Below are 20,624 nucleotides of genomic sequence, written 5' to 3'. Positions count from 1 at the left end.
CCAGCCCCCAGACCCCCGGAGTTTTCGGATCAGAAGAATACAGGACCGGTCGGAGGCGTTACGACCTGAGGCAAGATGTGACCGCACGGAGCGTTTGCGTTTTTTGGGTTGGGTCGGGCGCGCTTGGGGCGCGCTTGGGGCGTGGTAGGCAGCGGAGGGTCAGATAGGCGCCCTGTCAGGTCAGGAAAAATCGTAGGGGTTTGGTGTGGGACCGTCTGATGACGCCCTTGGCTTCAAGATCCAGTTGCACGGTCTTTTGCCACCAACCTGAGGTCGCGCCACCGGGAAAGAGGTGGTCGGGCAAATGCGCTTTGGCGGCCTCTTTGATGTCCTCCGCGGTGTCGCCGGGGGCGTCGTGGGTCATCACCTTTAGCATGGCGGCCTTCATTGCATGGTATTTGGCGGCGTTCACGCGGGATGTGCGACCTGGGGTGTTGATGTTTTCCACGTCTAGGGTGTCGGACATGGGGCCTCCTTTTGCCTGCATAGTACCTCCATTTCGTGGTTCGACAAAGGGCTGCGAGGGGCGTAAGGCTCCTGCATGAACATTGTGACCCTTTCTGACGTCAGTCGCCTGCCATTTTGGCGCAGACCCGTGACCCTGTTGTTTTTGATGGCGGCGGCCATGCCGATCGCCTTTTCAACGTGGTCGGCCCTGCTGAACAATTTCGTCATTGAAGCCGCGGATTTTGACGGGTCGGACATTGGCTGGCTGCATACGGTGCGTGAAATTCCGGGCTTTTTTGCCATCGGTGTGATCGTTTTACTGATGTTTATACGCGAACAGGTGCTGGGGCTTGTGTCACTTGTGTTGCTGGGTGTGGCCACGGCGTTGACCGCGCAATTTCCGTCCATGGGCGGGATTTTGACGATCACGATGCTGAGCTCCATCGGGTTTCATTATTACGAGACGGTGAACCAGTCGTTGCAGCTGCAGTGGATCGACAAGGGTCGCGCGCCGCAAGTGTTGGGGCTGTTGATCGCCGTAGGCTCTGGTGCGACGTTTCTGGCCTACGTGCTGATCGTGCTGACGTGGGAGGCGCTGGGCCTGTCCTATTCGTTGGTCTATTGGGTGTCGGGCGGGATCACGGCGGCGGTTGGGCTGTTTTGCCTGCTGGCCTATCCGCAATTCGAAAGCCCGACGCCCCAGCGCAAGCAATTCATTTTGCGCAAACGCTATTGGCTGTACTACGCGCTGCAATTCATGTCGGGCGCGCGACGCCAGATTTTCATTGTCTTTGCGGGCTTTATGATGGTCGAAAAGTTCGGCTTTGCGGTGCATGAGGTCACAGGCCTGTTTCTGATCACTTTGCTGGCCAACATCGTGACCGCCCCGTTAGTGGGCAAGGCCGTCGCACGGTTCGGGGAACGCAACGCGCTGGTCTTTGAATACGTCGGTTTGGGGACGATTTTCTTTCTCTATGGCGGGCTCTATTATTTTGGTTGGGGCGTGGTTCTGGCGGCGACGCTTTATGTGTTCAATAACATCTTTTTCAGCCTCGCCCTGGCCATCAAGACCTATTTTCAAAAGATCGCGGACCCTGCCGATATTGCCCCGACGGCGGCTGTGGCCTTTACCATCAACCATATTGCGGCGGTGTTTTTGCCGGCGGGCTTGGGATATTTATGGCTGACGTCACCGGGGATGGTGTTTATGGCGGCCACAGGCATGGCGGTTGTGTCTTTGCTGCTGTCCCTGTTGATCCCGCGTCATCCGGTGCCGGGCAATGAGACGATATTCGTGCGGCGTCGGGCTGCACCAGCGGAGTAATCAGAATGGCAACCTGGACGGCATTGACGACATTGATGGGCAAACCCGCCGCAGACGCGCTGGGCGCGGCGATGGAGCGGATGGAGCCGGAACCCACGGGCATCGGTGTGTTTGAGGTCGAAGACGACAGCGGCTTGTGGGAGGTCGGCGGTTACTTCGAAGGCGCCCCCGATGAGGCCGCCTTGGCCCTGTTGGCCGCGACCTTTGGCGCGAAACCCTTCGCGGTGTCCGAGGTCCCCGAAACCGATTGGGTGGCCCATGTGCGCCGCGAATTGGCCCCCGTGGAGGCGGGTCGGTTCTTTGTCTACGGCACCCATGACGCCGACAAATTGCCCGAGGGCCGTGTGGGTCTGTTGATTGATGCGGCGATGGCCTTTGGCACGGGCCACCATGGTACGACCTTGGGCTGTTTGCGCGCCTTTGATGCCATGCTGACGGCTGGGGACAGCTTTGAAAACGTGGCCGATATTGGCTGTGGCACCGCCGTGCTGGCCATGGCTGCGGCGCGGACCACCGATGCCACGGTCATCGCCAGCGACATCGACCCCGTGGCGGTCGATGTGGCCGAGGCCAATCTGGCCGCAAATGACATGGCGGGGGCTGTCGCCTGCGTGGTCGCCGCTGGGTTCGAACAAGATGATTTGCAGGCAGCTGCGCCTTTTGACTTGATCTTTGCCAACATCCTCAAAGGGCCCTTGATCATGCTGGCGCCGGACATGGCGGCCCATTGCAAGGCCGGCGGGGCGGCGATTCTATCGGGGATTTTGAACGAACAGGCCGATGAGGTGATCGACGTTTATGCACACAATGGATTTAATCTGGTGACGCGCGATCAGATTGTTGACTGGACGACGCTTACCTTGCGTAAGGGTTAATAAGAATCCCTCATTTTCAGTTCTTTTTGGACAAAATTTACAGGCCTGCCCCATTTCCGCCACATTCCAGGGGGATTTTGAACACGTTCGGTGGGGGCCGAGCAAATTTGTATTAGGCTGCTGTTATGACGATTGATGCTTCCCTGAATGAACGCCTCCGCAAGGTTGAGCGTAAACACGGTAAAATGCGCCGCAATGGTGTGGTTCACAAAGTAGGCCGCGATGGTCTGATCCGGTCACGCCCACGGCTGATCCGTCCGCAAGTCCCATTCAAAGGCCTGTTGTTGATTGTGGCCCTGTTAATAACGTTCAAGTCGCTTTTGTTCGCCCAGATTGGTGCGGGCAATTACGCGCTGCGTGTTGACGCCCTGCGCGAAGGCACGACCCTCGAACAGATGGGCGCATTTGTTATGCAAGAAGACCCTGTGACCGTCGCTTTGGGCGGCTACCTCAAACAGTATTTCTTTCAGCGTTAAGTCCGCCGGTTTGAACGGACGCCTCACTGTTCGGACCTAATACGACACAAAAAAGGCCGCGCCCTTATGGGGTGCGGCCTTGGTCGTTTGTCGGGGGTGGTCCGATTAGCGGATCAGATCGCCGTTTGCGATGGCTTCGATATCGCCGCGCACCAGACCGATATCGTCCAGTTCACGGGCGGACAGACGGTTCAGGGATGCGCGGGTCATGCGGCGGTCGTTCCAGGCGGCGATTGTGCCGATGAGGGCGGACAGGGAGAAGCCGAATTTTGCGGCGGTTGGGCGGAAGTCGATGGCGGCCATGATGATATACTCCGGTATGAAAGGGCGGGCGCCGTTGCGGGATGTCTTGATGGGCTGCACGTAGGCGGTCTGAATACGACCCACCAGTGCCGGTTTGGCATGGGTGATATGCGATTTTTGCATGACCCTGCAGCCATCTAAGTTAATGAAATATTTGGCATAATCTGACCAAGGGGAATGTCGAAAACAGCACATGGGATGACGATTTTGGACCTTGGCGGTCACTGCCCCGTGACGACAGCCGCGCAAGGGGGCTAGGCGGGTGTTCGCCTTTTGTGCTAGTGGGGTGGTTAACGAATAACAAAAGGGGCACGCGATGCGGGTTTTGGGCATTGATCCGGGGCTAAGGTCCATGGGCTGGGGGGTGATTCACGTGGATGGATCGCGTCTGTCCCATGTGGCGAACGGGGTTTGCACATCGGGCACGGGGGCTTTGGCGGACCGGCTGGTGTCGCTGCATGACCAGCTTGAAGACGTGATCGCGGAATTTGCGCCTGTGGCCGCTGCGGTGGAACAGACCTTTGTGAACTCTGACGCGGTGGGCACGCTGAAGCTGGGCCAAGCGCGCGGAATTGCCATGTTGGTGCCTGCACGTGCGGGGCTGACGATTGGGGAATACGCGCCCAACGCGGTCAAGAAGGCCGTCGTGGGCGTGGGCCATGCGGACAAGAAGCAGGTGCAGCACATGGTGAAACTGCAATTGCCCGGCGTAAAGCTGGCCAATGCGGACGCCGCCGATGCGCTGGCCATCGCCATCTGTCACGCACATCATTTGCAATCGGCCAATGCCATGGCGCGTCGTCGGGTGGCCGTATGATTGGCCGCGTCGCCGGACGGCTGGAATACAAGGCCAGCGACCATGTTTTGATCGACGTCAAGGGCGTGGGCTATGTGGTCTATGTGTCCGACCGCGTGATGGCGGGGCTGCCTGCGCCCGGTGGGGCGGTGGCCCTTTATACGGATTTGTTGGTGCGCGAGGACCTGTTGCAGCTGTTTGGGTTCACCACGTTGGTGGAAAAGGAATGGCACCGGTTGCTGATGTCCGTGCAGGGCATCGGGGCCAAGGCGTCCATGGCGATCCTTGGTGCGCTGGGGACCGACGGTGTGGGCCGTGCGATTGCGCTGGGCGATTGGGCGGCGGTGGCCACGGCCAAAGGTGTGGGGCCCAAGACCGCCAAAAAGGCAATACTCGAGTTGAAGGACAAGGCCCATTCGGTCATGGCCATGGCGGGCACCGGCCCATCCCCGACCCCTGCTGACGCAGGATCCGAGGATGTTTTGGAACCCGTTGAGGTGGCAGCCCCCACCAGCGATGCCGCGCAATCGGAGGCCCTGTCGGCCTTGGGTAATCTGGGCTACGGGCCGTCCGAAGCCACGCAGGCCGTGGCCCAAGCCGCAGGCGAGGATCCTGAGGCCGACACTGCCGGCCTGATCCGTGCCGCGCTGAAACTGCTGGCCCCGAAAGGCTGATGTGATGTCTGAAACCGTCGTGCAGCCCGACCGCCAGCCCGAGGACAATGACCGCGCGTTGCGGCCCCAGATGCTGGATGAATTCATCGGGCAGGCAGAGGCGCGCGCCAACCTCAAGGTGTTTATCGAAAGCGCGCGCAGGCGCGAGGAGGCGATGGACCACACGTTGTTCCATGGCCCACCCGGTTTGGGCAAAACCACGCTGGCACAGATCATGGCACGTGAATTGGGCGTGGGGTTCCGGATGACCTCCGGCCCTGTGTTGGCCAAAGCGGGTGATCTGGCCGCGATCCTGACCAACCTTGAGGCGCGGGATGTGTTGTTTATCGACGAAATCCACCGTCTCAACCCAGCGGTGGAGGAGGTGCTTTACCCCGCGCTGGAGGATTTCGAGCTTGATCTGGTGATCGGGGAGGGACCCGCCGCGCGCACCGTGCGGATCGAGTTGCAGCCGTTTACGCTGATCGGGGCCACGACACGGATGGGTCTGCTGACGACGCCCCTGCGCGACCGGTTCGGCATCCCCACGCGGTTGCAGTTCTACACCATCGCAGAGCTGCATGAGATCGTGACCCGCGGCGCGCGTCTGATGGGTGCGCCCGCCACCGACGGCGGCGCACAGGAGATCGCCCAGCGGTCACGCGGCACGCCCCGCATCGCGGGGCGCCTGTTGCGCCGTGTGGTGGATTTCGCCGTGGTCGAAGGCGACGGCACCGTGAACCGGGAAATTGCGGACCGTGCGCTGACGCGGCTGGGGGTCGATCATCTGGGGCTGGACGGCGCGGATTTGCGGTATCTACGGCTGATCGCCGAAAACTATCAAGGCGGACCTGTGGGTATTGAAACGTTGTCGGCGGCGTTGAGCGAATCCCGCGATGCGCTGGAAGAGGTGATAGAGCCCTATTTGCTGCAACAAGGTCTGATCCAGCGCACCCCGCGCGGGCGGATGTTGGCGCAAAAGGCCTGGACGCATTTGGGGATGGCCGCGCCCAAGGGGCAGAGCGATTTATTTGGTTGAACCCGACCCTCCGGGGGGAGTTTTTCGGGCCAGATGAAGCAGGGGGGTTTCGCCTGCCTGCAGATGTCGTATTTAGACGAAATGATGGATGTGACCCGGATTGAACCTTTGTTTACCCGCGCAGACGGGACGTATTTATGTGCCCGCTGGGGGCGGCCCATTGTGCCCGTGGTCTTTGGCGTTGAGGACGACACCATCGGTTTGATGAAGGGCGCGTTTGAGGCCGTCTGCGCCTTGGCCGGACATCAGATGGCCGAGACGGACCCAGAGTTGGGCGTCAACGTCATGATGTTTTTCTGCCGCGATTGGGATGAATTGACAGGCGTGCGCGATCTGGACCGGTTGGTGCCGGAGCTGGCGCAATTGGTCACGCGCCTGATCAAGGCGGATGCCAACCAGTACCGGATTTTCCGGTTTGACGAGGCGGGTGCGATCCGCGCCTGTTTCATTTTCCTCCGGATGGATGATCAACTGGCACAAGTACCGCCCGAGACTTTGGCGCTGTCACAGGCGGTGCAGTCGATTGTGCTGTGGTCGGATGTGGCGTTTTCGGCGTCTTCACCGCTCGCGTTGATCGACGGCAATGCGGTGTTGCGGCCCGATGTCGCAGGTGTCATTCGCGCCGTTTACGATCCAGTCATGCCCCCGGTGGCACAAGACGCGAGCCATGCCTTGCGGCTGGCTGCGCGGATTGAGGTGCCACAATGACCCATCGGTTGCCCCTGCGCGTTTACTATGAGGACACCGACCTTGCGGGGATCGTCTATTACGCCAACTACCTGAAGTTCATCGAACGGGGCCGATCCGAATGGGTGCGTGAGATGGGTGTCGATCAGGCGGCTATGAAACGCGATGAGGGTGTCGTCTTTGCGGTGCGCCGGGTTGAGGCGGATTATCACAAACCGGCCCATTATGATGACCAGTTGGAAGTCACGACCCTGGTTGAAACGGTCACCGGCGCGCGGTTGGTTGTGCGCCAGACGGTTGAGCGCGGCGACGAGGTTTTGTTCACCGCCCTTGTGACCATCGTGGCCATTGCAGAGACCGGCGCACCGGCCCGTCTTCCGGCAGCATTCCGCCGAAATCTGCACTAGGACGGGCCAACAAAAACGCGTGAATTGACGTTTTGTTGGCTTTGCGGCCAAAGCTGCGTTACATCTGATGGCAATCAGAGGCCAAAACCGGCCCGTAGCAGAAGCAGGCGTTATGGAAGTAGCACACGAATTCACGATGTGGGCGTTGTTTGCCCGCGCGACCATCACCGTAAAAATCGTCATGATCATGCTGATCATCGCCTCTGTGTGGTGTTGGGCTGTGATCGTGGACAAATTCATTCAGTACCGTCGCGCACGCGCTGAGGCGCGGGTGTTTGATGAAGCGTTCTGGTCCGGCAATCCGCTTGATGAATTGTTTGACAAGATCGGGGCGACACCGAAAGGACCGTCTGAGAAGATTTTCGCCGCGGGCATGTTGGAATGGCGAAGATCGCACCGGCAGGATGGCGGATTGATTGCAGGGGCCACGGCGCGGATTGACCGCAACATGGACGTGGCGATTGCCAAGGAAACCGAACGGTTGCAGCGCGGCTTGACGGTGCTGGCCACGGTCGGGTCGGCTGCACCCTTCATCGGGCTGTTCGGCACGGTCATCGGCATCATGAACAGCTTTATCGAGATTGCCGAACAGCAAAACACCAATCTGGCCGTTGTGGCCCCCGGTATTGCGGAGGCCTTGTTGGCCACGGGTCTGGGCCTTTTGGCCGCGATCCCGGCGGTGATTTATTACAACAAACTCAGCGCTGATGCAGACCGGATCACATCCGGCTATGAAGCCTTCGCGGATGAATTCGCCACCATCCTGAGCCGTCAGTTGGACAGCTAAGATGGCCGGTGCAACCATTCAAAAAGACGACACGGGCGGCAGGCGGGCACGCAGGCGCAAACGCCGCGCGCGTCCTATGTCCGAGATCAACGTCACACCGTTCGTGGATGTGATGTTGGTGCTGCTTATTATCTTCATGGTTGCGGCCCCCCTGTCTGTTGTGGGCGTGCCGGTGCAACTGCCCGAAACCGCCGCCAACGCGCTTCCATCTGATGAGGAAGAGCCGCTGACCGTCACCTTGACCGCCGAAGGTGAGATCATGATCCAGGAAACCCCGGTTGCTGCTGCCGATCTGATCCCGCGCCTGCAAGGTATCGCGGCTGAGCGCGACAGCGACCGAATTTTCCTGCGTGCAGACGGCGTGAATGAATGGAACGCCGTGGCGCAGGTCATGGGTGCGCTGAATGCCGCCGGGTTCAACAACATCGGTTTGGTGACAGACATTGGTGGGCCGTCGCTGGGCGGCGAAAGCGACGGGTAAGCCATGAGCGCTGGCACCTATTTCTCACTCACCGGACATGCGGCTTTGGTCGTGTGGATGGTTGTGGGATGGGGGATGGATGCGGACCCATTGCCTTTCGAGGTGACGGAAGTGTCCGTTGTGTCGGGCGAAGAATTTGCAGCCCTGACCCAAGGGGTGCAGCCTGATTTGCCTGCGGGGGCGGTGGAGGAACCGCAAACACCCGTGATCGAAGACCCCGCTCCTGCACCTGTGACACCTCCAGTAGAAGAGACGCCCCCAGAACCGGTCGCCCCGCCCGCGCCGATTGCCCCGCCTGAGGCGGAAACGCCCCCCGAGGCGCCCGATTTGACGGTGCCGGACACCCAAGTCACCGATGCGCCGCCCGATGTGCCGGACACGCCCACGATCATCGCGCCGCCGCCATCGGCTGAATTGGGCGCAAGCCTGCGGCCCGTGCCCCGTCCGGCCCCGCGCGTGGCCCCTGAGATTGTGGCCCCGCCGCCGCCCGACGCCAGCGTCGCCCCTGACGTCACCGAGGCCGCCACTCAAGAGGTTGAGGCCCCCGTTGAAGAACCGGTCGAACCCGCCGAGGACACCACAGCGCCCGAAGCCGCCGCCGACCAGATCGTGACAGAAGCCGAAGACCCTGCCTTCGCACCGGAGATTTCGTCGCGCCCGCAAACGCGGCCCAACCGGCCCGCACCTGCGGTCGAAACGCCCGCCGAAGACGCCGCTGATCCGGTTGCCGCCGCCTTGGCCGAGGCTGGCGCTGCGGACACCCCGACCCCGCCTGCGGCGGACCCGACACCCGGTTTGGGTGGGGGCGATATTTCAGACGGGGCGAAGGCCGATCTGCGCCGTGAAATCCGCAATTGTTGGAGCGTGGGCAGCGCGTCAACCGCCGCATTGAACACATTGATCACCGTGGAATGGGTCATGAACCCTGATGGCACCATTGATGCCAATTCGATCGACATGGTTGGTTTTGAAGGCGGCGGGCAGGCGGATGCCGACGTGGCCTTCCGGATTGCGCGGTCTGCGCTTGTGCGCTGCCAGCGTGATGGCGGGCGGTCCGGCTACACGGTGCCTGCGGAACAGTTCCAACAGGCCAGACGTTTGCGACTGACGTTTGATCCCAGCCAGATGCGGCTGCGGTGATGGGCGTGTTTATGACAATGATCCAACTCTCTCAATTCTCCCCGTTGCACGCACGCGGACAATCGCCAGAATGAGGCCCATGATGACCAGACTTTTGACCGTGTTGATGACCTGCCTTGTGATGGTGACGCCACTGTCCACTTTGCGTGCCCAAGAAGGGGCCACAATTGATCTGGGCCGTCTGACCGAAGGTATAATCGAACCTATGCCCTTTGCGCTGCCCGCCTTTCAGGCAGAGGTTGCGGGGTCTGAACAGATGGCCGCGCAAATTTCGCAAGTGGTGGCAGAGGATTTGACGGGCACGGGCCTGTTCCGCCAACTGCCTGCGTCGTCCTTCATTTCTACCCCCGCCAGTTTCGGCGCACCTGTGGCGTTTCCCGACTGGCGCGCGATCAATGCGCAGGCGCTGGTCACGGGCGCTGTGGCGGTGAATGGCAATCAGGTGACGGTCAAGTTCCGACTCTATGACGTGTTCACCGGCGCTGAGATGGGCGATGGCCTGCAGCTGTCGGGCACCACGGACGCCTGGCGGCGCATGGCCCATCAGGTGGCCGATGTGGTCTACAGCCGGATCACCGGCGAGGCGGGCTATTTCGACAGCCGCGTCGTTTATATCGCCGAAACCGGCCCCAAGGACGACCGTGCCAAACGTGTGGCGATCATGGATTACGACGGCGCGAATGTGCAGTTTTTGACCGACAGCAGCGCCATTGTCCTGGCCCCTCGGTTCAGCCCGGACGGTCAGCGCATCCTTTACACCAGCTTTGGCAGCGGATTTCCGCGCATCAATGTGCTGGACGTGGCCAACCCCGCAGGCCAGCAGCAATTGCAGACCGCACCCGGCGAAATGGCGTTTTCGCCTCGCTTCAGCCGCGACGGGCGGCAGGTGATCTACAGCCTTGCCAATGGCGGCAACACCGACATTTACCGCAGTGATCTGACGACAGGGCAGTTCACGCGCCTGACCAATACTCCGGCTATTGAAACCGCACCCAGCTTCAGCCCCGATGGCAGCCAGATCGTCTTTGAAAGCGACCGCAGCGGGTCCCAGCAGCTGTACATCATGTCCGCAAACGGGGGTGAGCCGCAGCGAATTTCCTTTGGAAGCGGGCGATATGGCACGCCCGTGTGGTCGCCCCGTGGTGATCTGATTGCGTTTACCAAACAGGAATCCGGCCGCTTTCATATTGGCGTGATGCGCACCGACGGCAGCGAGGAACGTCTGCTGACGTCGTCGTTCCTTGATGAAGGGCCCACATGGGCGCCCAATGGCCGCGTCATCATGTTTGCCCGCGAAACCCAAGGTGCGGACGGGACATCGGCGCTCTATTCGGTGGACATCACGGGCCGCAACCTGCGCCGCGTGTCGACGCCTCAGGGCGGGTCCGACCCGTCTTGGGGGCCGCTGCAGCGGTGATCACCGAAATGCGATTCTCAATCGCGAAATGTTGTGATAAGATGATGCTAACGAGCAAAGAAAAATAACGGGACAGACCCATGACACATCTTTTGAAAATCACCGCGCTGCTGGGGGCCTTGGCGCTTGGCGCCTGCACGAATGCCGACCGGTTCGACAACGCAAATGCCGTCGATCTGAATGGCGCTGGCGCAAACACCGGCATCGATCAGACGGCGCTGACCGGGGCCAACAACCCGTCCAGCCCTGAATTCTTCAGCCAGACCATCGGCGACCGCGTGCTGTTCGAAGTCGACCAATCGACGCTGACCGCCGCAGGTCAGGCCACTTTGCGCGGTCAAGCGGGCTGGTTGCAGACCAATTCCGATTATCTTGCCGTAATCGAAGGCCACGCGGATGAGCAGGGCACACGCGAATACAACCTTGCACTGGGCGCGCGCCGCGCCAATGCGGTGCGTGAATTCCTGATTTCTCAGGGTGTGTCTGCCAACCGCATCCGCACCGTATCTTACGGCAAGGAACGGCCCCTTGCGGTGTGTTCCGAAGAAAGCTGCTACGCGCAAAACCGCCGTGCGGTGACGATCATTTCGATCGGCGCATCAAGCTAAACGGACGTTTGGGGGGGGCGCGATGTTACGTGTGATTGCAATGGTTCTGGCACTGGCCGCCCCTGCCGGGGCGGCGTTCGCGCAGGACCAGACCTTGGCGGATATCCGGACAGAGCTGTCCGATCTTTACGGTGATGTCAGCGCATTGCGTGCCGAATTGGTGGTGACCGGTCTGGCCGGGCAGGGTGTCACGGGGTCCACCCCGCTGGACCGTCTGAATTCCATTGAAGCCGAACTCACCCGGTTGACCTCCAAAACAGAAGAGCTTGAATTCCGCATCTCACGGATCACCCGTGACGGCACCAACCGCATCGGTGATTTGGAATTCCGTCTGTGTGAACTCGAACCGGGATGCGACATCGGCCAGCTGGGCGATACCCCGTCTTTGGGTGGCGTCGATGTGGAACCCACAGCGCCTGCGATCGAAACCCCTGTTGCAACGGGCCCTGCTTTGGCCATCGGTGAAAGTCAGGATTTTGAGCGGGCGCAGGGGGCGCTCGCGTCGGGTGATTTTCGCAGCGCCGCTGACCTCCTTGCGACCTTCAATGAGACCTATCCGGGCAGCCCAGTATCCGCCCAAGCCCACATTCTGCGCGGCAAAGCCTTTGAAGGACTGGGTGAGATGACGAACGCCGCGCGCGCCTATCTGGCCGCGTTCTCAGGCAACCCCGAAGGCCCCGCAGCCCCCGAGGCGCTGTTCCGTCTGGGCCAATCGCTGGGCGCTTTGGGTCAGACGCAGGACGCCTGCGTCACCTTGGGTGAAGTGCCCGTCCGCTTTCCCGGCGCGCCGGAAGTTGGCGATGCGCAGGCGGCCATGGCCAATCTGGGATGCGGCTGACCGCGGATCACCTAAAACCGCTAGGTGTTGACGAAATGCTTGTGCATTTCGTGAACACCGCCTTTGTGGGCGGGGTGCCGGACACCCTTGGGGTGGCCGTGTCCGGTGGCGGCGATTCCATGGCCCTGCTTTTGGCGACCAAACACTGGGCTGATCTGGCGGGCACATCCGTGCAGGCCGTCACCGTTGATCACGGTTTGCGCCCCGAGGCCGCGGATGAGGCGCAGATGGTCGCCGCCTATTGCGCGGGCCAGAACATCCCCCACACAATCCTCAAATGGGACGGTGCCGCTGCCCGTGGCAACGTGGCCGCCGCAGGCCGTCAGGCGCGCTACCTGATGATGGCCGATTGGGCCAAGGCGCGGGGCATTGATGCGATTTTGCTGGGTCATACAGTGGATGATGTGGCCGAAACCTTTGTGATGCGGCTGGCACGCAAATCGGGGGTCGACGGTCTGGCGCTAATGGACACCCAGTTTGAACGACATGACATCCGCTGGGCACGTCCGTTCTGGCAGCAAAACCGCGCCGATCTGCGCGGCTTTCTGCGCCGCCACGATGTCCCATGGGTCGAAGACCCCACCAACGAGGATGATAGCTACGAACGCCCCCGTGTGCGAAAAGCCTTGGCAACCTTGGCCGATCTGGGCATCGATCACGATACCCTCAAGGCGGTGGCCATCAACATGGCCGGGGCGCGTGGCGCGCTGGAACACTACACCGCCGAGGCCGCGCGTACGGTCGTGCGTCATGACGCGGGCGATGTCATCATCGACATGATGCCCCGTCCGCCCATCCCGCCAGAGGTTCAACGACGTCTCTTGGTGGGGGCGCTTATGTATTTGGGCGGGGGGGTGCACCCGCCACGGGCCGATGCGATGCTCGATCTTGACGTGGGTCTGATGCAGGCCGGCAAGCACACTTTGGCAGGCTGCGTGATCGTCCAAAAGGACCACCAACTGCGCGTCTGCCGCGAATTGCAGGCGGTGAAGGATCACGCGGTTCCGGTTGGCGATATCTGGGACCGGCGGTGGCAAATTCTTGGGGCAGCGGCAGACGGATTGACCGTGCGCGCCTTGGGAGAGGCGATTTCGCAGGTGCCCGATTGGCGCGACACGGGCCTGCCGCGCGCATCGCTGATGGTGTCCCCTGCTGTTTTTCGCGGCGATTGGTTGGTGGCGGCCCCGATTGCGGGCCTACAGAACGGGTTTGAAGCGCGTATTGTCGCGGATTTTGCTTTGTTTCTGGAATCCCGTTGAACTCCGCTTCGCAGCCTCTATCTTAGGGTCATGGTAACAAGGCCTTAATGTTTGGCCCGTACCGAGGTTTTCAAAGGAGTGTCGCGCCTTGGGCAATGCACGCAATCTGGCCTTCTGGGTCGTTCTGTTCGTTTTGGTAATTTCGCTGTTCAACCTGTTTGGCAACGGCGGGGCCACCCAGCAGAGCAATGAGAAAAGCTATTCCGAGTTTGTTCAGGCGGTAGACGCCGGGGCTGTCGCTGAGGCGCGGATTGACGGCGAACAGCTGTTTTATCGTGGATCCGACAACCGGACTTACGTCACCATCGTTCCCGCAGACGCGGAAGTGACCAACATGTTGGTCGACAAGGGCGTGCCGCTGACGGCGGAAGCGCAGGAACAATCTGGCCTTGCGACTTTCCTTGTGGGGCTGTTGCCGTTCCTTTTGCTGATCGGTGTGTGGATTTATTTCATGAACCGCATGCAAGGCGGCGGCAAAGGCGGGGCAATGGGCTTTGGCAAATCGCGCGCCAAACTGCTGACCGAAAAGCAGGGTCGCGTGACGTTTGACGACGTGGCTGGCATTGATGAGGCCAAGGAAGAGCTGGAGGAGATCGTTGAATTCCTCCGAAATCCGCAGAAATTCTCCCGTCTTGGTGGTAAAATCCCCAAAGGTGCGTTGCTTGTGGGCCCTCCCGGGACTGGTAAAACGCTTCTCGCCCGTGCCATCGCGGGTGAAGCGGGTGTTCCGTTCTTCACGATTTCCGGTTCCGACTTTGTGGAGATGTTTGTGGGTGTCGGCGCGTCCCGTGTGCGCGACATGTTTGAACAGGCCAAAAAGAATGCGCCCTGTATTCTGTTCATCGACGAAATCGACGCTGTGGGCCGCGCCCGTGGCGCGGGTTACGGCGGTGGCAACGACGAACGCGAACAGACGCTGAACCAGTTGCTGGTCGAAATGGACGGTTTTGAGGCCAACGAGGGCATCATCATCGTGGCCGCAACCAACCGTCGCGACGTGCTGGACCCTGCGCTGCTGCGTCCGGGCCGGTTCGACCGTCAGGTGACTGTCCCCAACCCCGACATTAAAGGACGTGAAAAAATCCTCGGCGTGCATGCCCGCAAGGTGCCTCTTGGCCCTGATGTGGACCTGCGCATTATCGCCCGCGGTACACCTGGTTTCTCCGGTGCCGACTTGGCGAACCTCGTGAACGAGGCCGCTTTGATGGCGGCCCGCGTGGGGCGGCGGTTTGTGGCAATGCTCGATTTTGAGCAGGCCAAAGACAAGGTCATGATGGGCGCCGAACGCCGGTCCATGGTGATGACCGACGCGCAAAAGGAGATGACAGCCTACCATGAGGCGGGTCACGCCGTGGTCGGGATCACCCTGCCCAAATGCGACCCGGTTTATAAAGCTACGATTATCCCGCGCGGCGGTGCCTTGGGTATGGTCATGTCCCTGCCTGAAATGGACCGACTGAATATGTTCCGCGACGAGTGTCACCAGCGTCTGGCCATGACCATGGCCGGTAAGGCGGCTGAGGTCATCAAATACGGCGAGGATGCAGTGTCCAACGGTCCCTCCGGTGACATCCAGCAGGCCAGCCAGCTTGCCCGTGCGATGATCATGCGCTGGGGCATGTCAGATAAGGTGGGCAACATCGACTACGCCGAAGCCCACGAAGGCTATTCTGGCAATACCGCTGGGTTCTCCGTCTCCACCCAAACGAAAGAGCTGATCGAGGAGGAGGTCAAATCCTTCATCGAAAACGGGTATCAGGAAGCCAAACGCATCCTGACCGAAAAGCATGACGAATGGGAACGGCTGGCCCAAGGCCTGTTGGAATATGAAACCCTGACCGGGGCCGAGATCAAAAAGGTGATGGCGGGCGAACCGCTGGGCCGCGATGATGATGGCGACGCGGACGTGCCGCCCGCCTCCGGCAATTCGGTCACGGCGATCCCGAAGACCAAGCCGCGCAAACCCAAAGCGCCGGACATGGAACCGGAAGCCACGTAAGACAACAAGCCCCCGGACCGAAAGGCCCGGGGGTTTTCATTTCGACGTGTGAGATCGGATGTCACAAATTTTCGGTTGAGTGGCAGGGGACCTTGGGTCAAGAACACCAAAAGGAGACCCGCCATGCCTGCTTTGAAACCCACTGAATTTGCCGCAGAGGTCGTCTGGATCGGTGCATTGGAAACAGATGACCGCACCGCGCTCAAATCAGAGCTTCGGTCCCATCTGGATCTGACCTTTGAAGGGATCGCTGGCGAATGCCATCACGGGCTGACGCGTCCGTCGTGTAGCCGCGTGTCCTCGCAATATCCCAAAGGGACGGCCATCAAGAATGAACGCCAGCTTTCTATCATCAGCGAAGAAGAACTGATGCAGATTGCCGCAAAAATGGGGTTGGACACGATTGACCCAGCGCGATTGGGGGCCACGATCATGGTGCGCGGCTTGCCCGATTTCACCTTTCTGCCGCCTTCATCGCGGCTGCAGGCCCCATCTGGGGCCACGGTCACCGTCGATATGGAAAACCGCCCCTGCCATCTGGTCACGCGGTCTTTGCAGGCCGAACACGGGCCGCTTGATGTCACGTTCAAAGCCGCAGCCAAGAACCTGCGCGGTGTGACCGCTTGGGTCGCCGCAGAAGGCCGGATCGAGGTTGGTGATCGCTTGAGTGTCCACATTCCCGATCAACGCCCATGGCAACCCACCCAGGGCTGATGGGGGTGCCAAGTTTCGTATCAGAAACGAATGGTGCGCGTTCTGACGTTTCCGCCGGTGAAAATGTCGCAAATTTTTTCACTATGGTTTGAAAGCCGTGCTTTGGTCGTGTCACATCACACGCAGACACAGCCGTTCGGCCACCGGGAGACCACCACATGGGTTACAAGACAGACATCGAAATCGCACGCGAGGCGAACAAGAAGCCGATCCAAGAGATTGGCGCGAAGCTGGGCATCGGCACCGATGATCTGCTGCCCTACGGTCACGACAAGGCGAAAGTCAGCCAGTCGTTCATCAATTCGGTGCAAGGCAACGACACCGGCAAGCTGGTTCTGGTGACGGCGATCAACCCGACCCCTGCGGGTGAGGGCAAGACGACTACGACCGTGGGTCTGGGTGATGGTCTGAACCGCATCGGGAAGAAGGCTGCGATCTGTATTCGCGAAGCCTCCCTCGGGCCGAACTTCGGCATGAAGGGCGGGGCCGCAGGCGGCGGCTACGCGCAGGTGGTTCCCATGGAAGACATGAACCTGCACTTTACCGGTGACTTTCACGCCATCACGTCGGCCCACTCTTTGTTGTCGGCGATGATCGACAACCACATTTACTGGGGCAACGAATGCGAAATCGACGTGCGCCGCGTGGTTTGGCGCCGCGTGGTGGACATGAACGACCGCGCCCTGCGTCAGATCACGGCGTCTTTGGGTGGTGTGGCCAACGGTTTCCCCCGTGAGGCGGGTTTTGACATCACCGTGGCGTCTGAAGTCATGGCGATCCTGTGTCTGGCCAACAACCTGCAGGATTTGCAGAAACGTCTGGGCGATATGATCGTGGCCTACCGCCGTGACCGCAGCCCCGTGTTCTGCCGCGATATCAAAGCGGACGGCGCGATGACGGTCTTGCTGAAGGATGCGATGCAACCCAACCTGGTGCAGACGCTTGAAAACAACCCGGCCTTTGTGCACGGCGGCCCGTTTGCCAACATCGCGCACGGCTGTAACTCGGTCATCGCGACAACGACGGCGTTGAAGATTGCCGATTATGTCGTAACCGAAGCGGGTTTTGGCGCTGATCTGGGTGCTGAGAAGTTCATGAACATCAAGTGCCGGAAGGCGGGCCTCGCCCCGTCTGTCGTGGTCTGCGTGGCCACTGTGCGCGCCATGAAGATGAACGGCGGCGTGGCAAAGGCCGATCTGGGTGCTGAAAACGTAGAGGCAGTGAAGGCCGGATGCCCGAACCTTGGCCGCCACATCGAGAACCTGAAATCCTTCGGCGTGCCGGTCGTTGTGGCGATCAACCACTTCGTCACCGACACCGATGCCGAGGTTGCAGCGATCAAGGACTATGTGTCGAACCACGGCGCCGAGGCTGTGCTGTCGCGTCACTGGGAGCTTGGATCAGAAGGATCGGCTGATCTGGCCACGAAGGTGGCGGAGCTGGCTGAGGCGGACAGCGCCAACTTCTCCCCCATCTATCCTGATGACATGCCGTTGGCTGAGAAAATTCAGACAATCTGTAAGCGGATCTACCGCGCAGATGAGGCGCTGATGGATCAGAAAATCCGCGATCAGCTCAAGCTGTGGGAAGACCAGGGCTATGGCCATTTGCCGGTCTGCATGGCGAAAACGCAGTATTCGTTCTCAACCGATCCGTCCTTGCGCGGGGCACCTGTGGGCCATTCGGTGCCTGTGCGGGAAGTCCGTTTGAGCGCGGGGGCCGGGTTTATTGTGGCGGTCTGCGGTGAGATCATGACGATGCCGGGCCTGCCGCGCGTGCCATCGGCGGAGAATATTCATCTGAACGAAGACGGCCAGATCGAAGGCTTGTTCTAAAAGATAACGGCTGGGCGGCGCTCTTTGTGCGATGCACAAAAACGCCCCGCCCGCCGTCCCGATGCCTCCGGCGGAGGTATTTGTGAAGCAGAGAAAAGAAGGATGCGCATCAAATGGTTGCGACGGTGATTGACGGGAAGGCCTTTGCGGCCAAGGTGCGGGGCCAAGTGGCTGAGCATGTGGCGCGGCTAAAGGACGACCATGGCATCACGCCGGGCCTGGCCGTGGTATTGGTGGGGGAAGACCCGGCCAGTCAGGTCTATGTGCGCAACAAGGGCAAGCAGACCGTCGAGGTCGGTATGAACTCTATCGAGCACAAGCTGGATGCGTCGACCTCTCAGGAAGAGTTGTTGGCGTTGATTGCCCAGTTGAATGCGGACCCGTCGGTGCATGGCATTCTGTGCCAGCTGCCTGTGCCAGACCATATTGATGGCGATACGATCATCAATGCGATTGATCCGGCCAAGGACGTGGATGGCTTCCACATCTCAAACGTCGGGCTTTTGGGCACAGGGCAGGACGCCATGGTGCCCTGTACGCCCTTGGGGTGTTTGATGATGCTGCGCGATCACCATGGCAGCCTGTCAGGGATGAACGCCGTGGTGATTGGCCGGTCCAACATCGTGGGCAAGCCCATGGCGAATTTGTTGTTGGGGGACAGTTGTACGGTGACAATCGCCCACAGCCGAACGGCTGATTTGCCGGCTGTTGTGCGCGGGGCGGATATCGTTGTGGCGGCCGTGGGGCGGCCACAGATGGTGCCGGGCGACTGGATCAAACCGGGGGCCACGGTCATCGATGTGGGCATCAACCGGATCGAAAAACCCGATGGCGGTACCCGATTGGTGGGCGATGTAGACTATGACAGCTGTGCTGCAGTGGCTGGGGCCATTACCCCCGTGCCCGGTGGCGTTGGGCCGATGACCATTGCGTGTCTGCTGGCCAATACAGTGACAGCTTGTTGTCGCGCGAACGGTTTGGACACTCCAAAAGGCTTGACGGCCTAGGTCTTATTTCGGACACACAACCTTGTATTGTGTCTGGTCACATCGCGAACGATTGTGATTGTTGGGGGGCCGATTCAGGGAAGGGTGTTCGGTGCAGAATTTTAGCCTTGGCTTGGCCGCGGCGATCAAGGGAGCTTTGACACCGACAATCATCTTAGGATGGTTGGCGGCATCAATTGTGGTTGCGATTTCGGGGCCTTTTGGCACGTTTGAGGCCCATGGGCTGGCCTGGCGTCTGGCCTATTGGGGCACTGTGATCGGCTGTTCCATTCCCATTGGCATCTTGTGTCGCACGTTTTGGGAACAGGTTTTGTCCGCGTCGGACCAGTGGGTGAAAGACCTGGTCGTGATCGGGACCTTGGCCCTGATCTTTGGTCCATTGGTTGTTGGCTTTAACATCTGGTTGACGGGCGAACGGACGTACAATTCGGTGGCTTTGCCATTGGCGTCGTTGGTGACATTCTGTGTGGGCTTGGGATTGGTGACCATCAGACGTTGGATACACGATTCCCACCCCCAACAGGTTGCCCGCAAACGGGATCGTTTGTTGGACAGGATTGGTGCGCCGGAAGGACGGCGGCTGGCCCATGTCTGTTCGGACAATCATCACATCAGGATCTACACCGATGATGGGACCGAATATCGGATATTGATGCGCCTGCGCGATGCGATTGCTGAAATCGACGTAGAAGAGGGGCTTTGCACCCACCGATCCCACTGGGTCGCGCAGTTCAAGATTGACCGCGTGGACGCACTTTCGGGCAAAGAGGTGGTGCGCATGACCTGTGGCACGCCCGTGCCCATCGGCCCCAAATACCGCCCCGAACTGATCAGCGCGGGCGTTTTGGGCGCCTAGACACCGTTGCCGCCAACGGAACTGGGGTCGCACGTTTGCCGGTCAGAATGGCCAAAGCCGTTGGCATCATCAGATCGCCCAAAGCCGCATCATTGACCGACAACCCGCCCGTATAGGCCCCGAAAGCCGGCAGGATGAGGCGGTCATCGTCCTTCAAAAAACACTTGCGTGGGGCCGTTCCGGGAATGGCCGCTTTGGGGTGGTAATGCCCTGACACCTCTGCCGTTTCGTGGGGCAAAGCGATGTGCCGGAAGGTGACGTCGCGGATGGTCAGTTCATCGCGGTGGGTCCCGCCGAGATCAACAGGGCCGGGATCGTGATTGCCCTCTATCCAGATCCAGCCGCGTCCGGCTTGCAGGCGAAAGATCGTCGTCCGCATCTCTGGTGACAGCGCAAGGGCGGAGCCGAGATCATCGAAACTGTCACCCAGACAGATCACCGTGGCGGGATTGGTGTCCGCAATGGCCTGATCCAATCGCCAAAGGGTTTCTTGCGTTTCATAAGGGGGCAGCAAGGTGCCCCCGCGCCGCGCGATGCGTTCCGATTTTCCCAGGTGCAGGTCAGACACGCACAGCACGCGCGCCTCGGGCCACCATAGGCTGCCGTCCGGGCGGGCAACCAAATCGGCCCCGCGAAAGGTAAACGGATAATCGTTCATGATCTGTTCTTTGGCCTG

Annotated in this window: 23 protein-coding genes; 20 read left to right on the top strand and 3 right to left on the bottom strand. The window is 60.4% G+C overall.

Annotation, left to right across the window (positions count from 1 at the left end; translation table 11 throughout):
• Positions 1-175 precede the first annotated feature (175 nt).
• The gene (locus ACTG36_RS15270; protein ID WP_375280177.1) at positions 176-466 is read right to left on the bottom strand and encodes a DUF6958 family protein; all 291 of its coding nucleotides are present in this window, start codon (positions 464-466) and stop codon (positions 176-178) included.
• A gap of 75 nt (positions 467-541) precedes the next feature.
• On the opposite strand from ACTG36_RS15270, the gene ACTG36_RS15265 reads away from it, so the two are divergent.
• The 3 genes from ACTG36_RS15265 to ACTG36_RS15255 all read left to right on the top strand — a co-directional run bounded on the left by ACTG36_RS15265 (position 542) and on the right by ACTG36_RS15255 (position 3,122).
• Positions 542-1,771 (top strand): MFS transporter, encoded by a 1,230-nt coding sequence (locus ACTG36_RS15265; RefSeq protein WP_375280178.1) that lies wholly within the window; start codon positions 542-544, stop codon positions 1,769-1,771.
• Between the two features lie 5 nt (positions 1,772-1,776).
• Positions 1,777-2,646, top strand: a complete 870-nt coding sequence (locus ACTG36_RS15260; protein ID WP_375280179.1) for a 50S ribosomal protein L11 methyltransferase — start codon at positions 1,777-1,779, stop codon at positions 2,644-2,646.
• A gap of 125 nt (positions 2,647-2,771) precedes the next feature.
• Positions 2,772-3,122: a hypothetical protein gene (locus tag ACTG36_RS15255; protein WP_375280180.1), complete on the top strand. Its 351-nt coding sequence runs from the start codon at positions 2,772-2,774 to the stop codon at positions 3,120-3,122.
• Between the two features lie 105 nt (positions 3,123-3,227).
• Here the strand turns inward: ACTG36_RS15255 and ACTG36_RS15250 are convergent, their stop codons facing one another.
• Positions 3,228-3,548: a DUF1127 domain-containing protein gene (locus tag ACTG36_RS15250; protein WP_375280181.1), complete on the bottom strand. Its 321-nt coding sequence runs from the start codon at positions 3,546-3,548 to the stop codon at positions 3,228-3,230.
• 193 nt (positions 3,549-3,741) lie between these two features.
• On the opposite strand from ACTG36_RS15250, the gene ruvC reads away from it, so the two are divergent.
• From ruvC to ACTG36_RS15165, 17 genes are all read left to right on the top strand, one after another.
• On the top strand, positions 3,742-4,242 hold the full coding sequence (gene ruvC, locus ACTG36_RS15245) for a crossover junction endodeoxyribonuclease RuvC (protein WP_296420125.1): 501 nt from the start codon (positions 3,742-3,744) through the stop codon (positions 4,240-4,242).
• Positions 4,239-4,895, top strand: a complete 657-nt coding sequence (gene ruvA / locus ACTG36_RS15240; protein ID WP_439142819.1) for a Holliday junction branch migration protein RuvA — start codon at positions 4,239-4,241, stop codon at positions 4,893-4,895. Before ruvC ends, ruvA begins: the two co-directional genes overlap by 4 nt.
• Before the next feature lie 4 nt (positions 4,896-4,899).
• Positions 4,900-5,913 (top strand): Holliday junction branch migration DNA helicase RuvB, encoded by a 1,014-nt coding sequence (gene ruvB, locus ACTG36_RS15235; protein ID WP_439142817.1) that lies wholly within the window; start codon positions 4,900-4,902, stop codon positions 5,911-5,913.
• A gap of 63 nt (positions 5,914-5,976) precedes the next feature.
• Positions 5,977-6,621: a hypothetical protein gene (locus ACTG36_RS15230; protein WP_375280287.1), complete on the top strand. Its 645-nt coding sequence runs from the start codon at positions 5,977-5,979 to the stop codon at positions 6,619-6,621.
• Positions 6,618-7,007: a tol-pal system-associated acyl-CoA thioesterase gene (gene ybgC, locus ACTG36_RS15225; RefSeq protein ID WP_375280288.1), complete on the top strand. Its 390-nt coding sequence runs from the start codon at positions 6,618-6,620 to the stop codon at positions 7,005-7,007. The genes ACTG36_RS15230 and ybgC overlap by 4 nt, the downstream gene beginning before the upstream one ends.
• A gap of 112 nt (positions 7,008-7,119) precedes the next feature.
• Positions 7,120-7,794 carry a protein TolQ gene (tolQ, locus tag ACTG36_RS15220; RefSeq protein WP_296420121.1) on the top strand — a complete coding sequence of 225 codons (675 nt, stop codon included), beginning with the start codon at positions 7,120-7,122 and terminating at the stop codon, positions 7,792-7,794.
• 1 nt (position 7,795) lies between these two features.
• Positions 7,796-8,275 carry an ExbD/TolR family protein gene (locus tag ACTG36_RS15215; protein WP_296420120.1) on the top strand — a complete coding sequence of 160 codons (480 nt, stop codon included), beginning with the start codon at positions 7,796-7,798 and terminating at the stop codon, positions 8,273-8,275.
• 3 nt (positions 8,276-8,278) lie between these two features.
• Positions 8,279-9,415, top strand: a complete 1,137-nt coding sequence (locus tag ACTG36_RS15210; protein WP_375280289.1) for a cell envelope biogenesis protein TolA — start codon at positions 8,279-8,281, stop codon at positions 9,413-9,415.
• A gap of 121 nt (positions 9,416-9,536) precedes the next feature.
• On the top strand, positions 9,537-10,832 hold the full coding sequence (tolB, locus tag ACTG36_RS15205) for a Tol-Pal system beta propeller repeat protein TolB (RefSeq protein ID WP_375280373.1): 1,296 nt from the start codon (positions 9,537-9,539) through the stop codon (positions 10,830-10,832).
• Positions 10,833-10,912: 80 nt separating this feature from the next.
• Positions 10,913-11,440: a peptidoglycan-associated lipoprotein Pal gene (gene pal / locus ACTG36_RS15200; protein ID WP_375280290.1), complete on the top strand. Its 528-nt coding sequence runs from the start codon at positions 10,913-10,915 to the stop codon at positions 11,438-11,440.
• A 22-nt stretch (positions 11,441-11,462) separates the two neighbouring features.
• Positions 11,463-12,278 carry a tol-pal system protein YbgF gene (gene ybgF, locus ACTG36_RS15195; protein WP_375280291.1) on the top strand — a complete coding sequence of 272 codons (816 nt, stop codon included), beginning with the start codon at positions 11,463-11,465 and terminating at the stop codon, positions 12,276-12,278.
• A gap of 35 nt (positions 12,279-12,313) precedes the next feature.
• Entirely contained in the window at positions 12,314-13,537 is a 1,224-nt protein-coding gene (tilS, locus tag ACTG36_RS15190; protein WP_375280292.1) for a tRNA lysidine(34) synthetase TilS, read from the top strand.
• Between the two features lie 88 nt (positions 13,538-13,625).
• Entirely contained in the window at positions 13,626-15,536 is a 1,911-nt protein-coding gene (ftsH, locus tag ACTG36_RS15185; RefSeq protein ID WP_375280293.1) for an ATP-dependent zinc metalloprotease FtsH, read from the top strand.
• A 123-nt stretch (positions 15,537-15,659) separates the two neighbouring features.
• Entirely contained in the window at positions 15,660-16,250 is a 591-nt protein-coding gene (locus ACTG36_RS15180) for an MOSC domain-containing protein (RefSeq protein WP_375280294.1), read from the top strand.
• 158 nt (positions 16,251-16,408) lie between these two features.
• Positions 16,409-18,085, top strand: a complete 1,677-nt coding sequence (locus tag ACTG36_RS15175) for a formate--tetrahydrofolate ligase (protein ID WP_375280295.1) — start codon at positions 16,409-16,411, stop codon at positions 18,083-18,085.
• 113 nt (positions 18,086-18,198) lie between these two features.
• Positions 18,199-19,092: a bifunctional methylenetetrahydrofolate dehydrogenase/methenyltetrahydrofolate cyclohydrolase FolD gene (folD, locus tag ACTG36_RS15170; protein WP_375280296.1), complete on the top strand. Its 894-nt coding sequence runs from the start codon at positions 18,199-18,201 to the stop codon at positions 19,090-19,092.
• 163 nt (positions 19,093-19,255) lie between these two features.
• Positions 19,256-19,948 carry a LytTR family DNA-binding domain-containing protein gene (locus tag ACTG36_RS15165; protein WP_375280297.1) on the top strand — a complete coding sequence of 231 codons (693 nt, stop codon included), beginning with the start codon at positions 19,256-19,258 and terminating at the stop codon, positions 19,946-19,948.
• Here the strand turns inward: ACTG36_RS15165 and pdeM are convergent.
• Positions 19,923-20,606 (bottom strand): ligase-associated DNA damage response endonuclease PdeM, encoded by a 684-nt coding sequence (gene pdeM / locus ACTG36_RS15160; RefSeq protein ID WP_375280298.1) that lies wholly within the window; start codon positions 20,604-20,606, stop codon positions 19,923-19,925. The genes ACTG36_RS15165 and pdeM overlap by 26 nt on opposite strands.
• Positions 20,607-20,624 lie beyond the last annotated feature (18 nt).

It is taken from the genome of Pseudooctadecabacter sp. (assembly GCF_965657175.1).
Taxonomy (GTDB): Bacteria; Pseudomonadota; Alphaproteobacteria; order Rhodobacterales; family Rhodobacteraceae; genus Octadecabacter.
This window is presented reverse-complemented; position numbering and strand designations above follow the sequence as displayed.

Excerpts from the sequence above, each read along its gene's own strand:
- folD (WP_375280296.1), top strand. The coding sequence starts at position 18,199 with ATGGTTGCGACGGTGATTGACGGGAAGGCCTTTGCGGCCAAGGTGCGG.
- ruvB (WP_439142817.1), top strand. The coding sequence starts at position 4,900 with ATGTCTGAAACCGTCGTGCAGCCCGACCGCCAGCCCGAGGACAATGAC.
- ybgC (WP_375280288.1), top strand. The coding sequence starts at position 6,618 with ATGACCCATCGGTTGCCCCTGCGCGTTTACTATGAGGACACCGACCTT.
- pdeM (WP_375280298.1), bottom strand. The coding sequence starts at position 20,606 with ATGAACGATTATCCGTTTACCTTTCGCGGGGCCGATTTGGTTGCCCGC.
- tolQ (WP_296420121.1), top strand. The coding sequence starts at position 7,120 with ATGGAAGTAGCACACGAATTCACGATGTGGGCGTTGTTTGCCCGCGCG.
- ruvC (WP_296420125.1), top strand. The coding sequence starts at position 3,742 with ATGCGGGTTTTGGGCATTGATCCGGGGCTAAGGTCCATGGGCTGGGGG.
- ruvA (WP_439142819.1), top strand. The coding sequence starts at position 4,239 with ATGATTGGCCGCGTCGCCGGACGGCTGGAATACAAGGCCAGCGACCAT.
- ACTG36_RS15230 (WP_375280287.1), top strand. The coding sequence starts at position 5,977 with ATGTCGTATTTAGACGAAATGATGGATGTGACCCGGATTGAACCTTTG.
- tolB (WP_375280373.1), top strand. The coding sequence starts at position 9,537 with ATGGTGACGCCACTGTCCACTTTGCGTGCCCAAGAAGGGGCCACAATT.
- ybgF (WP_375280291.1), top strand. The coding sequence starts at position 11,463 with ATGTTACGTGTGATTGCAATGGTTCTGGCACTGGCCGCCCCTGCCGGG.
- ACTG36_RS15210 (WP_375280289.1), top strand. The coding sequence starts at position 8,279 with ATGAGCGCTGGCACCTATTTCTCACTCACCGGACATGCGGCTTTGGTC.
- ACTG36_RS15255 (WP_375280180.1), top strand. The coding sequence starts at position 2,772 with ATGACGATTGATGCTTCCCTGAATGAACGCCTCCGCAAGGTTGAGCGT.
- ACTG36_RS15215 (WP_296420120.1), top strand. The coding sequence starts at position 7,796 with ATGGCCGGTGCAACCATTCAAAAAGACGACACGGGCGGCAGGCGGGCA.
- ACTG36_RS15175 (WP_375280295.1), top strand. The coding sequence starts at position 16,409 with ATGGGTTACAAGACAGACATCGAAATCGCACGCGAGGCGAACAAGAAG.
- tilS (WP_375280292.1), top strand. The coding sequence starts at position 12,314 with ATGCTTGTGCATTTCGTGAACACCGCCTTTGTGGGCGGGGTGCCGGAC.
- ACTG36_RS15180 (WP_375280294.1), top strand. The coding sequence starts at position 15,660 with ATGCCTGCTTTGAAACCCACTGAATTTGCCGCAGAGGTCGTCTGGATC.
- ACTG36_RS15250 (WP_375280181.1), bottom strand. The coding sequence starts at position 3,548 with ATGCAAAAATCGCATATCACCCATGCCAAACCGGCACTGGTGGGTCGT.
- ACTG36_RS15270 (WP_375280177.1), bottom strand. The coding sequence starts at position 466 with ATGTCCGACACCCTAGACGTGGAAAACATCAACACCCCAGGTCGCACA.
- pal (WP_375280290.1), top strand. The coding sequence starts at position 10,913 with ATGACACATCTTTTGAAAATCACCGCGCTGCTGGGGGCCTTGGCGCTT.
- ACTG36_RS15265 (WP_375280178.1), top strand. The coding sequence starts at position 542 with ATGAACATTGTGACCCTTTCTGACGTCAGTCGCCTGCCATTTTGGCGC.
- ACTG36_RS15260 (WP_375280179.1), top strand. The coding sequence starts at position 1,777 with ATGGCAACCTGGACGGCATTGACGACATTGATGGGCAAACCCGCCGCA.